The organism is Pseudooceanicola aestuarii, from assembly GCF_010614805.1.
GTDB classification, from domain to species: Bacteria; Pseudomonadota; Alphaproteobacteria; order Rhodobacterales; family Rhodobacteraceae; genus Pseudooceanicola; species Pseudooceanicola aestuarii.
Map to the genome: position 1 here is coordinate 337,979 of NZ_JAAFZC010000001.1, position 13,651 is coordinate 351,629.

12 protein-coding genes are annotated in these 13,651 nt (G+C 66.2%); 5 read left to right on the forward strand and 7 right to left on the reverse strand.

The features are described from left to right. Positions 1-87: 87 nt before the first annotated feature. Entirely contained in the window at positions 88-1,401 is a 1,314-nt protein-coding gene (locus G5A46_RS01450; protein ID WP_163846608.1) for an ATPase, read from the forward strand. Positions 1,402-1,447: 46 nt separating this feature from the next. On the opposite strand, the gene G5A46_RS01455 is transcribed toward G5A46_RS01450, so the two are convergent. After that, positions 1,448-2,971: an MDR family MFS transporter gene (locus tag G5A46_RS01455; protein ID WP_163846610.1), complete on the reverse strand. Its 1,524-nt coding sequence runs from the start codon at positions 2,969-2,971 to the stop codon at positions 1,448-1,450. A 184-nt stretch (positions 2,972-3,155) separates the two neighbouring features. Between G5A46_RS01455 and G5A46_RS01460 the strand changes: the two genes are divergently transcribed. The 3 genes from G5A46_RS01460 to pdeM are packed head-to-tail and all read left to right on the forward strand — an operon-like array spanning position 3,156 to position 6,937. Continuing rightward, the gene (locus tag G5A46_RS01460; protein WP_163846612.1) at positions 3,156-3,737 is read left to right on the forward strand and encodes a MarR family winged helix-turn-helix transcriptional regulator; all 582 of its coding nucleotides are present in this window, start codon (positions 3,156-3,158) and stop codon (positions 3,735-3,737) included. 51 nt (positions 3,738-3,788) lie between these two features. Further along, a complete protein-coding gene (locus G5A46_RS01465) occupies positions 3,789-6,191 on the forward strand; it encodes a ligase-associated DNA damage response DEXH box helicase (RefSeq protein WP_163846614.1) in 2,403 nt (800 codons plus the stop codon). 32 nt (positions 6,192-6,223) lie between these two features. Continuing rightward, positions 6,224-6,937, forward strand: coding sequence for a ligase-associated DNA damage response endonuclease PdeM (gene pdeM, locus G5A46_RS01470; RefSeq protein WP_163849831.1), 714 nt, complete (start codon positions 6,224-6,226; stop codon positions 6,935-6,937). Positions 6,938-6,944: 7 nt separating this feature from the next. Here the strand turns inward: pdeM and G5A46_RS01475 are convergent, their stop codons facing one another. Beyond that, positions 6,945-7,757 carry a LytTR family DNA-binding domain-containing protein gene (locus tag G5A46_RS01475; RefSeq protein ID WP_163846616.1) on the reverse strand — a complete coding sequence of 271 codons (813 nt, stop codon included), beginning with the start codon at positions 7,755-7,757 and terminating at the stop codon, positions 6,945-6,947. Between the two features lie 240 nt (positions 7,758-7,997). Between G5A46_RS01475 and G5A46_RS01480 the strand changes: the two genes are divergently transcribed. Beyond that, positions 7,998-8,432: a PaaI family thioesterase gene (locus G5A46_RS01480; protein ID WP_239520560.1), complete on the forward strand. Its 435-nt coding sequence runs from the start codon at positions 7,998-8,000 to the stop codon at positions 8,430-8,432. A gap of 86 nt (positions 8,433-8,518) precedes the next feature. Here the strand turns inward: G5A46_RS01480 and folD are convergent, their stop codons facing one another. The 5 genes from folD to G5A46_RS01505 all read right to left on the reverse strand — a co-directional run bounded on the left by folD (position 8,519) and on the right by G5A46_RS01505 (position 13,422). Beyond that, positions 8,519-9,421, reverse strand: a complete 903-nt coding sequence (gene folD, locus G5A46_RS01485; protein WP_163846618.1) for a bifunctional methylenetetrahydrofolate dehydrogenase/methenyltetrahydrofolate cyclohydrolase FolD — start codon at positions 9,419-9,421, stop codon at positions 8,519-8,521. Next, positions 9,418-9,759 carry a chorismate mutase gene (locus tag G5A46_RS01490; RefSeq protein ID WP_163846620.1) on the reverse strand — a complete coding sequence of 114 codons (342 nt, stop codon included), beginning with the start codon at positions 9,757-9,759 and terminating at the stop codon, positions 9,418-9,420. The genes folD and G5A46_RS01490 overlap by 4 nt, the downstream gene beginning before the upstream one ends. Positions 9,760-9,922: 163 nt before the next feature. Then, positions 9,923-11,599, reverse strand: coding sequence for a formate--tetrahydrofolate ligase (locus G5A46_RS01495; protein WP_163846622.1), 1,677 nt, complete (start codon positions 11,597-11,599; stop codon positions 9,923-9,925). Positions 11,600-12,035: 436 nt separating this feature from the next. Continuing rightward, the gene (locus tag G5A46_RS01500) at positions 12,036-12,635 is read right to left on the reverse strand and encodes an MOSC domain-containing protein (protein WP_163846624.1); all 600 of its coding nucleotides are present in this window, start codon (positions 12,633-12,635) and stop codon (positions 12,036-12,038) included. A gap of 16 nt (positions 12,636-12,651) precedes the next feature. Next, positions 12,652-13,422: a methyltransferase domain-containing protein gene (locus tag G5A46_RS01505; RefSeq protein WP_163846626.1), complete on the reverse strand. Its 771-nt coding sequence runs from the start codon at positions 13,420-13,422 to the stop codon at positions 12,652-12,654. Positions 13,423-13,651: the final 229 nt, after the last annotated feature.

Here is a 13,651-nt window from a genome sequence, read left to right on the forward strand (position 1 = left end):
GGCACAATAGGCGGACAGTAAACGATTTCGCCAGTGTTTTTGCGTATAGGGTCAACATTGCGGCCTGCACAAACCAGAGGCAGAGACATGAACATGGAATTTCCCCGCGGGGTCCAACCCCCGCCCCTGCCCCGCACGCTGGAGGACATGCGCCTGCCGGTGGTGATGATGCGCGACCTCGTGATCAAGACGATCTTTCGCAAAAGCATCGAATGCGTCACCGACATCGCAGAGGCGATCTGCCTGCCCGCCGCCGTTGCACAGGAGCTGGTGGATATCTGTCGGGAACAGATGCTGCTGGAAAGCGCCGGCAACATGTCTGGCGGCGGCGGCCCGGAAATCCGTTGGCAACTGACGGAGAACGGTCGCGCGCGGGCACTGGATGCGTTGGCGCAATCGGAATACTACGGTGCCATGCCCGTCCCGCTGGAGGTGTACCAACAGCAGATCCGCCGCCAGTCGATCCGGGATATCCGCATCACCCGCGATCAGCTTGTCGCCTCCATGGGGCACCTGGTGTTGCCGCCCGACCTGATCGGCACGCTGGGCCCGGCGGTCAGCTCGGGCCGGTCGATCCTGATGTATGGCCCGCCTGGGAACGGCAAGTCTTCCATTTCCAACGGCATACGCGACGCCTTGGGGGACAAGATCTACGTACCCCGCGCCATCAGCTATTCCGGCCAGGTGATCACCGTCTACGACCCCATCGTGCACAGCGCGGCGGAGGAACAGACCGACGACCCCACCCAGCTGCGCCGCTCGGCCAACCGCTATGATGCGCGCTATATCCGCTGTGAGCGGCCCACGGTGATCACCGGTGGCGAACTGACGCTGGACATGCTGGACCTGCGCTACAACCCCGTGGCACGCACCTACCAGGCGCCGCTTCAGATGAAGGCCACGGGCGGGGTGTTCATTGTCGACGACCTGGGCCGCCAGTCGGAACCACCGCAAAGCCTGATCAACCGCTGGATCGTCCCGCTGGAGGAAGGCAAGGACATCCTGGCCCTGCAATCGGGGGAGAAATTCGAAGTTCCCTTCGACACGCTGGTGATCTTCTCCACCAACTTTCACCCGAACGAGATCTTCGATCAGGCGGCGCTGCGGCGGATCTTTTTCAAGATCAAGATCGACGGCCCGGATCAGGAGAATTTCCTGAAGATCTTTGCCCTGGTTGCCCGCAAGAAGAAAATGCCCCTGTCCGAGCCCGCGCTGATTCACCTGCTGCGGGTGAAATATCCCACCATCGGCAGTGTTTACGCCAACTACCAGCCGGTGTTCCTGATCGACCAGATGATTTCCATCTGCGAATTCGAGGGGATTCCCTACCAGATGACGCCAGAGCTGATCGACCGCGCCTGGGCCAACATGTTCGTTCGGGACGAGCGGATCGTGAAATGATCGCCGCACTGCCGTGCCACGAGCGCCGGCCCTGGTCCGGCGGGGCCTATTCCGCCGGGGCGGTGCCCGCCTGCGCGCTGTCGATCGGGTGCTCCATCAGCCGCAGCGCCGCCAGGCAGGCCAGCGCGGCCAGAACAGATGCAACCAGGTAGATCGGCGTCATCGCGTCGGAAAACGCCTGGATCACCGCTTCTTTCTGGCCCGGCATCAGCCCGGCGATCATCTCGGTCGTGACGGCATCGCGCCCGTCCAGCCCACCGGGCAACAGCGGCGCGACGTGGTCCACCAACCCGACCGCGAAGATTGCGCCAAAGATCGACGTGCCGATCGACCCGCCGGTCAGGCGGAACATGTTGGCGCTGGCAGTGCCGACGCCCAGATGCGCGCGCGGAATCGACAGCTGGATGGAGACGACACCGACGCTCATCGTCGGGCCGATACCGATCCCGGTCAGGAAGAGGTACAGCACGATCACCGGCATCGGCGTGTCCGGCCCGATGGTGGACATCAGGAACATCGCCACCGTCAGCAGCATGGTCGACAGGATCGGCAGCATCCGATAGCGCCCGTAGCGCGTGATGTAGCGCCCGGAGAAAAACGAGGTGCCGATCAGCCCCAGCATCATCGCCACCAAGTACAGGCCGCTGTCCACCGGTGGCACGCCCTTCACCACTTGCAGGAACATCGGCATGAAGGCGACAGTCCCGAACATCGCCATGCCGACCAGCAGGTTGACGCTGTTGGCGGCCTGGAAATTGCGGATGCGGAACAGGTCCAGCGGCATCACCGGTTCAGCCGCCCGACGCTCGGCCGAGATGAACCCGACAAGCGCCAACGGCGCGGCGGCCAGCAGCACCAGCACCGGCAGGCTGCTCCACGAATAGACGGTGCCGCCAAGGTTCGCCAGCAACACGGTCGAGGACAACAGCACCGCCAGAAGCGCCGCGCCCATGAAATCCATCTTGTGCGGCGTGCGGTCGGTGCTGCGCTGCAACGTCTTGGTCAGAACCGAAAAGGCCAGCAGCCCCACGGGGAAATTGGCGAAGAACACCCAATGCCAGCCCAGGTTCTGCACGATGAACCCGCCGATCAGCGGCCCCAGTACCGTGGACAGGCCGAACACGCTGGACAGCGCGCCCTGCGCCCGGCCACGCTCGCGGGGTGGCAGGATATCGGCCACGGTCGCCATGGAAACCACGATCAGGCTGCCGCCGCCCAGGCCCTGGAACACCCGACCCAGGATCAGCATCTCCATGTTGCGGGCCAATCCGCAGACGATCCCGCCCAGAAGAAAGACGCCGATTGCGCCTTGCAGCACGATCTTGCGACCGTACATATCCCCCAGCTTGCCCGCGATCGGCGCTCCGATGGTGGAGGCCAGCAGATAAGCCGTCACCACCCAGGAGATGTAGGACAGCCCGCCCAGATCGCTGACGATCTCGGGCAAGGCGGTGGTCACGATCGTATGACCGGTTGACGCCAGGAACAGTGTAAAGGCAACAGTAACAAGAACGATCCGAAGCGTTTTCGGATCGGGGGTGTCGATTGGTTGGTCGTCGGGACGTGTCACGCGGTCACCATCATTGACTCGCGGTCCAAGGCATTCCAGATTCGAATGCCTTTCGATCCGCAGAGACGTGTTCGGTTGGGTCGATTTCGGGATGAAATATGTGCCGCTTGCAATTACATGTCAAGAGCATGTATCTCGCCCGCACGCAACAGGAGGACAGACCATCGGCAGCCGGGACGAAGAGATGATAGCCTTTCTGGCGGAATCCGGAATCTCGCCGGACACCGCACGGGAAGCGCTGGCGCTGGATGCCATCCTTCAGGCATGGCGGCGGCGCATCCAGAAGCGGGAGCTGGGCCAGATGGCCCTGCGCGATCTCGGGCTGGACAGCGATCTGGACCTCCCGAAGCTGGATGTGCTGATGGCGATCTGGGGTCCGTCCAACGAATTCGGAAAGGATCCGGGGGAAACCATGGTCTCCACCATCGCGTCGCGACTGGGGATCGACCCGTCCCGCGCCTCGCGACTGGTCAGCGAATTGATCGCGCAGGGCTATGTCAGCCGCGCGGTCAGCCAGCAGGACGCCCGCCGCACCATCGTCGAGCTGACCCGAAAGGGCCGGGCGGTGATCAGGGGGGTGCGCACGATCAAGTTCCTGGTATTGGGCGATTTCCTGTCCAATTGGTCGCCCGAGGAAATAGAGACCTTTCACCCCCTGCTGGAACGGTTCTCCGTCTGGGCAGAAGAAGCGACGGAGAAGGGCGAAACCCGGCTGGCGCCGCAGATCGCGGAATTGCGCAAACGGCTGGGCCCCGACCTGGGTTGAGCCGATGCCAAGGGCTGGATGTTCGCGTTGCGTTCCTGTATTCGGGAATCCATGACCGCGCTTCCCGACCCTTTTGGCGACTGGTTCGCCGGCCGAGGCTGGACCATCCACCCCCACCAGCAGCAGATGCTGGACCGCGCGGCGGAACCCGCCTTGCTGCTGATCGCGCCGACTGGCGGCGGCAAGACGCTGGCCGGGTTCCTGCCCACCCTGGCCGAACTGGCGCAGGGTCGTCACCAGGGGCTGCACACCCTCTATATCTCTCCGCTGAAGGCGCTGGCGGCGGACATTCGCCGCAATCTCTCCACCCCGGTGGAGGACATGAGCCTGCCGATCCGGGTCGAGGACCGCACCGGAGACACGCCATCCTCGCGCAAGCGGCGGCAGCGCGCCGACCCGCCGCATATCCTGCTGACCACACCCGAAAGCCTGGCCCTGCTGACCTCCTATGAGGATGCGGCCCGGACCTTCGCCGGGCTGCAACGGGTCATCGTGGACGAGGTCCATGCCCTGGCCGAAAGCAAACGCGGTGACCAGTTGATGCTGGCGCTGGCGCAGCTTCAGACGTTGTGCCCCGGCCTGCGCCGCGTCGGCCTGTCCGCCACAGTCGAAGACCCCGCAGCCATCGCCCGGTTCCTGGCCCATGAGAGCGATCCCTGCGCCATCCTGCACGCCGATCCCGGCCCCGCACCCGACATCGCCATGCTGGAGACCGACAGCGCGCCACCCTGGGCCGGTGGTGGCGGCGCCCATGCCATTCCCGCCGTGCTGGAACAGATCCGCCAGCACCGCATCACCCTGATCTTCCACAACACCCGCGCTCAGGCAGAGATCTTCTTTCACAACCTCTGGCTGGCGAACGAGGACGCGTTGCCGATTGGCATCCACCACGGATCGCTGGATCGCGAACAGCGTGAGCGTGTCGAACGCGCCATGGTTCAGGGACGGCTGCGCGCCGTGGTCTGCACCGGTTCGCTGGACCTGGGCATCGACTGGGGCGACGTGGACCTGGTGATCCAGATCGGCGCCCCCAAGAACGTCAAACGCCTGGTGCAGAGAATCGGGCGCGCCAATCACCGCTACAACGCGCCGTCCAAGGCGTTGCTGGTGCCAGCCAACCGGTTCGAGGTGATCGAATGCCGCGCCGCGCTGGACGCCGTGGCCGCCCGCGATCTGGATGGCGACCCGCGCGGCCCCGGACCGCTGGACGTGCTGTGCCAGCACATCCTGATCCGGGCCTGCGCCGGGCCTTTTGATGCCGATGCCCTGTACGCCCAGATGCGCGGCGCCGGCCCCTATGCCGGGCTGACCCGCGCCACTTTCGACGATTGCCTGGAATTCTGCGCCACCGGCGGCTACGCCCTGCGCGCCTATGACAAATGGCAGCGCCTGCAACAGACCCCGGACGGCCAATGGCAGTTGCGCGACCCCCGCGCGGCACAGTTGATCCGCATGAATATCGGCACGATCCAGGACAGCGACACGCTCAAGGTTCGTCTGCGGCGCGGCGGCGGCAAGCCCCTGGGCGAGGTGGAAGAAAGCTTTGCCGCCTCACTCTCGCCCGGCGATACTTTCCTGATCGGCGGGCGCATCGTACGCTACGAGGGTCTGCGCGACATGACGGTGGAAGTGTCTCGCGATGCCGCCCGCAAACCCCGGATCGCGACGTTTTCGGGCACCAAGTTCGCCACATCGACACAATTGTCGCACCGCATCCTGCGAATGCTGCAACAGGACAGCTGGCCGGGCCTACCGCCAGCCACCGCCGAGTGGCTGCAATTGCACCGACAGATGTCACGCCTGCCGGAACCGGGCCGGCTGCTGATCGAAAGCTTCCCTTTCGAGGGGCGCGAACACATGTGCGTCTACGGATTTGCCGGGCGCAACGCCCAGCAGACTCTGGGCCTGCTGCTGACCAAGCGGATGGAGGAGGACGGGCTGGCGCCGTTGGGATTTGTCGCCACCGATTACGCCACGCTGATCTGGGGCCTTGAAGCGGCAGGCGATCCTGTGCCGCTGTTTGATCTGACCCGGCTGCGCGACGGGTTGGATGGCTGGCTGGCGGGCAACGCGGTGATGAAACGGACCTTTCGCGGCGCCGCCACGATCTCGGGGTTGATTCAGCGCAACCTGCCCCAGGTTCGCAAATCTGGCCGACAGGCGACGTTCTCGTCCGATATCCTGTATGACACGCTGCTACGCTACGATCCTGATCATCTGTTGATGCGGATCACCCGGACCGAGGCGATGCGCGGCCTTGTCGATTTCGCCAGGATCGAGGGAATGCTGCGCCGGGTCGAAGGGCGGATCGACCATATCCGCCCCGGCCGCGTCACCCCCCTGGCCGCGCCGCTATTTCTGGAGGTTGGTCGCGTGCCCGTCGACGGCGCAGGTCGCGACCGGCTGGAAGCCGACGAGGCACAGCGCCTGATGAAAGAGGCCGGGCTGGCATGAGCGCGCCGCACGACACAACCGGGCCGGGGGGCATGGCTGAGGGCGCGGCTGGGGTCACGGTGGACGCCGGCCCACAGGGCCTGCCCTTCACGCTGGCGGGGGCAAGGCTGGTGGCCATGGGCTCCGGCGCGCTGCACTGGCCCGCACGACGGTTGTTGTGTGTGTCGGACCTGCACCTGGGCAAATCCGAACGCCAGGGCCGCCGCGCCGGGGCCATGCTGCCCCCTTACGAAACCGGCGATACCCTGCGCCGGTTGCAGGACGCGATCACCGCCACCGACCCCGCCTGCGTCATCTGCCTGGGCGACAGTTTCGACGATGCCGTCGCCGCACGCGCCCTGCCAGACACCGCCCGGCAGTGGATCGCGCGCCTTCAGGCCGGGCGCCGCTGGATCTGGATCGAGGGCAACCACGATCCCGGACCCGTCGATCTGGGCGGCACCCATCTGACTGCACTGCGCCTTGGACCGCTGACTTTTCGCCATATCGCCAACCCGGCAGAAACGGCCGAGGTTTCAGGTCATTACCACCCAAAAGCCGGTCTGCGGCGGCGCGGTGCCGGCCCGGCACGCGCCTGTTTCCTGCACGACGACACGCGGCTGATCCTGCCCGCCTTCGGCACCTATACCGGCGGCCTGCGGTCCGATCACGCGACGCTGACCGCCTTGATGGGTCCGCGCGCAGTGGCGATCCTGACCGGTACCCGGCCCACCGCGATTCCGATGCCGCGCCAGGCGTCGCCTTGAGGGCCAGCTAGGCCAGCCCCGTCCGCTCCAGCGCCTGCCGATGCGACCGGGACACCGGCAGCCGCGCCCCGTTGCGCAGCAGCACGAACATCTTGCCCCCCGGTTCGCGGTCGAATCCCGCCACTGCCGCCCGTGCCACCCAATGTGAGCGATGGGTCAGCATCCCCTCCACGTCATCCATTTCCCGTACCGCATCGGCAAAGCGCAGGCGCAGTTGTTCCCGCCCGGTGTCGCGCCCGACGATCACCAAGTGATCGTCGGCCGAAAGGTGCTGCACCGTCCCGCCGGTGGCCGCCAACCGATCATACAGCCGGGGCCGCATGGGTGCCGGGGGGGACATTGGCGCCATGGCCGGAGGGGGGCTGCCAGTCCCGAACGCGCAAGGGAACGGCGGGTCGGCGATCGCCGCGCCGGTACTGGCAGGCTCCGCCGCGGGCTTGGCTTCGGGCGTGGGCACATCCACCACCTCGGGGCGCGCGCGATCGGGGATGCTGGCCGCCTGCATATGCGCCACCGCCTTGCGCGCCGCGCGGTCGATATGACGTTGCAGCAGGAGCCGCGTCAACGATGACAGCGATGACAGCGCCAGCACCCCCAACCCCCAGAACAGCAGTGGCTCTCCGGGGTCGGACCCTTCGTCGCGCAGGCCCTGCAACGCCGCCCAGCAGGCCGGCGCCACGACCAGCGCAATCACCAGAGGCGCCGCAAGGGCGGTGCCCAAAGTGCCCAACCCCCAATGAAAAGCAAAGGTGCCGCGTATTGCATTGCCCACAAACAGGCCGAAAAACCCGGCCAGCCCCCAGAATGTCACCCGCGCCACGGGTGAAAGGATGCTATCGGTTCCGAGAATGCCCAATAAGCTCGCCAGACATGTAAAAATGCCCCAGCCAAGCAGGCAGACCGGCGAAACCGTTGCCATCACACTGCGAGACAAGACCTTGCGAATCATTGCAAAACGCCGCTGCGACGACATCGAAGAGGGATTTCCGAGAAGACCGGACAGGGGGCGGATATGTGTGGGAACCGGGTCTGACAATGAAATTGGAAGGTCAATGAGAGAATGAGCATTGAGAAAAAAGAACAGGATATGCGCAAGCGTATCGAAAATAGCTTTGCCCGGCAAACGATGATGCAGACCTTTGGCGCGCGCTTGCGGGAAATCGCGCAGGGCCGCGTGGTAATCACCGCGCCCATCCTGCCGATCGCGACCCAGCAACAGGGCCATGGCCATGCCGCGCTAAGCTTTGCGATCGGAGATACGGCGGCGGGCTACGCGGCGCTGACGGCGCTGGAACCGGGGATGGAGGTCGTCACCGCCGAGATCAAGATCAACCTGCTGGCCCCGGCCCGTGGTGACCTGCTGATTGCCACCGGCCGGCTGGAGAAGGCCGGACGGCGGCTCTGCGTGGTGACCGCCAGGGTGCAGGCGCGCGACGGGGCGGGCCTGCGCGACGTGGCGCTCCTGCAAGGCACCATGGCGCCTGTCCCGGCCTGAGACCGTGCGCCCCCCGGCGCCGGGCGTCCCCTGGACGGGGCGCGGCAAGGGGTAGAACCTTCAGGCGGATCAGGCAGTCTGGCGGATCAGGCGGTCAGCCCCTCCGGCTCCGGCAGGTTGGCGGCGCGGCAGCAGGCGGTCAGCGTGTTGGCCAGCAGGCAGGCGATGGTCATCGGACCCACACCGCCCGGCACCGGGGTGACCGCGCCCGCGACCTGCGCGACGCTGTCGAAATCCACATCGCCCACCAGCCGCGTCTTGCCTTCCCCAAGTTCCGGGGCGTCGATGCGGTTGATGCCGACGTCGATCACCACCGCGCCGGGCTTGATCCAGTCGCCCGGCACCATTTGCGGGCGTCCCACCGCCGCGACCACGATATCCGCCCGACGCACAACCTCGGCGATATCGGCGGTGCGGGAATGGGCAATGGTCACAGTGCAGCTGTCACGCAGCAGCAATTGTGCCATCGGCTTTCCGACGATGTTGGACCGTCCGATAACCACCGCCGTCTTGCCCGACAGCGATCCGAAGGTATCGCGCAGCAGCATCAGGCACCCCAGCGGCGTGCAGGGCACCATGGCGCTTTGCCCCGTGGCCAAACGCCCGACATTCGAAATGTGAAAGCCATCCACGTCCTTTGCCGGGTCGATCGCGTTGATGACAGCAGCTTCGTCCATGTGATCCGGCAGGGGCAACTGCACCAGAATGCCATGCACCGCCGGATCCGCGTTCAGCCGTGCGACCAGATTCAGCAGATCGGATTGCGCGGTCTCGACTGGCAGCTTGTGTTCAAAGCTCTGCATCCCGGCCTCCACGGTCTGCTTCCCCTTGCTGCGGACATAGACCTGGCTGGCGGGATCCTCGCCGACCAGAACAACGGCCAGCCCGGGGGTAATGCCGTGATCGGCCTTCAGCCGGGCGACGTGTGTGGCGACGTCGGCCCTGACACGAGCCGAGAATTCCTTGCCGTCGATACGGGTGGCGGTCATGCGTCTTCTCCTGTGGTGCCCAATGTCGCCTGTTCGCGACGAATGAAATGGTCGATCATCACGCGCCACATGGCCACGGCCACATGCGGATCGACGCCCGCCTGCCCGGCCTTGTGGTGCACGCGTTCCAGCACGGCGGCGGCGCGGGCGGGGGCGGCGGCGGCAATCCCCGCCCCGGCCTTCAGCGTTGCGGCGCGGTCAACATGGGCCTGGCGTTCGGCCAGCAGGGTCAGCAAGGCCCCGTCGATCGCGTCGATCCCGGCGCGGACCTCCGCCAAGCCGGTCAGGCTGGCAGGATCGGGGCGCGGGGTGGTGGTATCACGGGATGTATCGGTCATGGCACGTCTCATAGGACGGGACGGCGCGCGCGGCCAGCCCCGACAGACGCGCCAGATCCTCCCACCCGGACGGCGGACCCGCGCAATCAGCAGAGCAAACCTCACAGACGGGGAGGGCCTTGGAAAGCGCCGATCCCTCCTAAGCGGCCCTCGCCCGAGCCCCCTAGAACAACCCCTCGATCTGGCCGGCGTCATTGAGCATGATAGCCTCCGCCGAGGGGACGCGCGGCAGGCCGGGCATGGTCATGATCTCCCCGCAGATCACCACGACGAAGCCTGCACCGGCCGACAGCCGGACCTCCCGCACCGGCACGCCGTGGCCGGTGGGGGCGCCGCGCAAGGTAGGATCGGTGGAGAAGCTGTATTGCGTCTTGGCCATGCAGACCGGCAGATGGCCATATCCCGCCGCCTCCCATTGGTTCAGCTGATCGCGGATCTTCTGATCGGCCAGAACCTCGTCGGCATGGTAGATCCGCTTGGCGACCGTCTCCATCTTCTCGAACAAGGGCATCTCGTCAGGGTAGAGCGGCGCGAATTGAGCGGTGCCGCTGTCGGCCAGATCGGCGACATGGCGGGCCAGCGCCTCGGCTCCGGCGGAGCCTTCGGCCCAGTGCCGGCATTCGATCGCTTCCGCCCCCTGTTCGGCGACATAGGCCTGCACTTCTGCAACCTCTGCCGGGGTATCGGTGACGAAATGGTTGATCGCGACAACCACCGGCACGCCGAATTGTTTCACATTCGCGATGTGGCGGCCCAGATTGGGGCAGCCGTCGCGGACCGCTCCGACATCCTCCGTGCCCAGATCGGCCTTGGCCACGCCGCCGTTCATCTTCATCGCGCGCACGGTGGCGACGATCACCACAGCGTCGGGCGCCAGTCCCGCCTTGCGGCATTTGATGTTCATGAACTTCTCCGCCCCCAGGTCGGCGCCGAACCCGGCCTCCGTCACCACGTAATCGGCCAGCTTCAGGGCCGTCGCGGTGGCGGTGACGGAATTGCAGCCATGGGCGATATTGGCGAAGGGGCCGCCGTGGACAAAGGCGGGGTTGTTCTCCAGCGTCTGCACCAGATTGGGCTGCATCGCGTCTTTCAGCAGCACGGTCATGGCGCCGTCGGCCTTGATGTCGCGGGCATGGATCGGGGCGCGGTCGCGGGTATAGGCCACGATGATGTCGCCCAGCCGCTGTTGCAGGTCGCCCAGATTCCGCGCCAGGCACAGGATCGCCATCACCTCGGAGGCGACGGTGATGTCGAACCCGGTCTGCCGGGGAAAGCCGTTGGCCACACCGCCCAGGGCGGTCACGGTATCGCGCAACGCGCGGTCGTTCATGTCCAACACCCGGCGCCAGACCACGCGGCGCTCGTCGATCTCCAGCGCGTTGCCCCAGTAGATGTGGTTGTCGATCATGGCCGACAACAGGTTGTGCGCGCTGGTGATGGCGTGGAAATCGCCCGTGAAATGCAGGTTCATCTCTTCCATCGGCACAACCTGCGCCAACCCGCCACCCGCGGCGCCGCCCTTCATCCCGAAACACGGTCCCAGAGAGGCCTCCCGGATACAGATCGCGGCGTTCTTGCCGATGCGGTTCAGGCCGTCGCCCAGACCGACGGTGGTGGTGGTCTTGCCCTCGCCTGCCGGGGTCGGGTTGATCGCGGTGACCAGGATCAGCTTCCCGTTGGGGCGGTCCTGGACGCTGTCGATGAAGGCCTGGCTGATCTTGGCCTTGTCGTGACCATAGGGCAGCAGGCTGTCGGCGGGGATGCCCAGCCGCTGGCCGATCTCCTGAATCGGTTTCTTCTGTGCGTCGCGCGCGATTTCGATGTCAGAGCGGTAGGTCATTGCAGGGCATCCTGTCGGTCAAGTGGGCTGGCATGGGAAGCCGGCGTCGGGGCGGGCGGGGCGCGTCGCGCATCATGTATCGCTCTTAACGCAGAGCGGCGGATCACACCGCCCGGATTGCGACCAATCCGCTGCGGTTTTCGGCGCGGGACCAGGCGGCGCCGGTTGGGCGCACGGGGCGCGGCAGGAACCAATTGCGACGCCGGGGCGTTGGAATGGCAACACAAGGGCAGCGGGCAGGATCCGCGAAACGCCCCGGATATAACGCAGGATAGAACACATGAACGCCGCAGCTTTCGTCATTCACATCAGTTTCGCCCTGACCCTCGTGGGGGCCGCCGCATTGCTGGCCTGATCCCCCGAACGGGCGCGGAGCCGCATCAATCACGCCCAGGCCCTCCCTCCCCCGAGCCCCCCGCTAGAGGCCCGTCGCGGATTATTCCGCGCGGGCCTTTTCCAGATTTAGCCACACCGGTTGATCGGGAATGTGAAGGGTCAACACGTCGTCCAGTTGAAAATCCCCTTCCCGTTCGACCCAGGCGGTGACGCCACGCCGGTCGCGGGCGGCGGATTTGAACAATTTGCCCCGTCCGGGATACGCCTTCTCGATCACCGGGGCGGGCAGCATGCAGGAGCGGTTTTCCATATCCACCACCAGCGTCGCGCCCGAAGGCGCCTGAAGCCGCGAAGACGGCGGCAGGTGGGTGAAATCGGCCAGACCCTCCACCATCATGGTGGCGCCCAGCCAGGCGGGGTCCAGTCGGTCGACCCCCATTTCCGCTGCCGTGGCGGCCAGATCCTCGGCAGAGACGATGGAGAACTGGCGCACATTGCGGATCTCTGTCCCACGCGCGAATTGTTGCAGCACCCGTGAGCACGACGGTCGGGTCAGGCCGCCATGGGCCTCTCCCTGCGGGCCGGCAAAGGTCGCCGCCATGGTCGTCACCGCGTCGGAGGCCAGCGCCGCATCGCGGTCCGCCACATGGCCAAGCCAGACAATACGGGCGGTAAAGGAAGTCGGCTTGAGCGCTTGCATGGCAGTCTCCGTCAGGTCAGTCGCGGCGCAGAGTGAAGAAAAGTCGCCGAAAAGGAAAGAGGACAGACCCGTCCGGCTGCACCGGGTAGATCGTTTCCATCACGCTGTCATATTCGGCCACGATCCGATCCGCCACCGCCGTATCCAACCCTTTCAGATAAGGGCGCGCGATCGTCGATTGCGTGAACCGCCGCACCGGGTGCCCCTCGCCGGTGGTGGCCAGCTGCTGGTGGTATTCCGTCTCCCACAGGTCCAGCTGTCCCAGCGGCGACAGGAGGCGGTGATAATCCACCGGGTCCAGAATGCCGGGAATATCCGCGGTACCGGCGCCGGCGTGCTTGTCCCGGATATCGGCCCACAGCCGATGCGAGGGCGCGCGGTTCTGGTTCGGCACCTGCACCGCCAGCACGCCGCCGGGCGCCAGCAGCCCGGCCAGCCGGGGCAACAGCGCCTCGTGATCGGGCAGCCAGTGCAGCGCCGCATTGGAGAAGATCAGCGCCGGCGGCGCGGCGGGTTGCCATTGCGCGATATCGGCCTCGGCCAGATCGTCGTAGCAACCGGCCTGCGCGGCCTGTTCCAGCATCGCCGGAGAGCTGTCGACCCCCGTCAGTCGCCGTCCACCGAACCGCGTTCGAAGCACCGGACCGACCACCCCGGCGCCGCAGCCCAGATCGACCATTGCGCCTTCGGGCAGGTCGGGCAGCTGCCCCAGCAGGTCCAGCGCCGGGCGCAGGCGCAGCCCGCGAAATCGGGCATAGGCGGTGGGGTTCCAATCGTTTGGCGTCATGGCAATCCTTTCCTTCGGGGGCCGGGTCTTTCCGGTGTGTCGCCCGTGTCGCACGGCGGCGGGACTGGCCGGGCGGTCGGGACCGACGTCCCGGCGGGCGACCCGGCATCGACCCCGAACGGGTCGCTTCCGTGCCGTACCGGCGTCCCCACGGTGCCGATCCGGTTGGCAGATTAGGGCGCCCCCCCGGATTGGCAAGAAAAAGGCCGGGCAAAGGCCCGGCCGGTTT

What these genes read in the sequence shown, in the direction of transcription:
- G5A46_RS01450 (WP_163846608.1), top strand. Translation starts at nt 88, where the DNA reads ATGAACATGGAATTTCCCCGCGGGGTCCAACCCCCGCCCCTGCCCCGC.
- G5A46_RS01460 (WP_163846612.1), top strand. Translation starts at nt 3,156, where the DNA reads ATGATAGCCTTTCTGGCGGAATCCGGAATCTCGCCGGACACCGCACGG.
- G5A46_RS01465 (WP_163846614.1), top strand. Translation starts at nt 3,789, where the DNA reads ATGACCGCGCTTCCCGACCCTTTTGGCGACTGGTTCGCCGGCCGAGGC.
- pdeM (WP_163849831.1), top strand. Translation starts at nt 6,224, where the DNA reads ATGGCTGAGGGCGCGGCTGGGGTCACGGTGGACGCCGGCCCACAGGGC.
- G5A46_RS01480 (WP_239520560.1), top strand. Translation starts at nt 7,998, where the DNA reads ATGAGCATTGAGAAAAAAGAACAGGATATGCGCAAGCGTATCGAAAAT.
- folD (WP_163846618.1), bottom strand. Translation starts at nt 9,421, where the DNA reads ATGACCGCCACCCGTATCGACGGCAAGGAATTCTCGGCTCGTGTCAGG.
- G5A46_RS01490 (WP_163846620.1), bottom strand. Translation starts at nt 9,759, where the DNA reads ATGACCGATACATCCCGTGATACCACCACCCCGCGCCCCGATCCTGCC.
- G5A46_RS01495 (WP_163846622.1), bottom strand. Translation starts at nt 11,599, where the DNA reads ATGACCTACCGCTCTGACATCGAAATCGCGCGCGACGCACAGAAGAAA.
- G5A46_RS01500 (WP_163846624.1), bottom strand. Translation starts at nt 12,635, where the DNA reads ATGCAAGCGCTCAAGCCGACTTCCTTTACCGCCCGTATTGTCTGGCTT.
- G5A46_RS01505 (WP_163846626.1), bottom strand. Translation starts at nt 13,422, where the DNA reads ATGACGCCAAACGATTGGAACCCCACCGCCTATGCCCGATTTCGCGGG.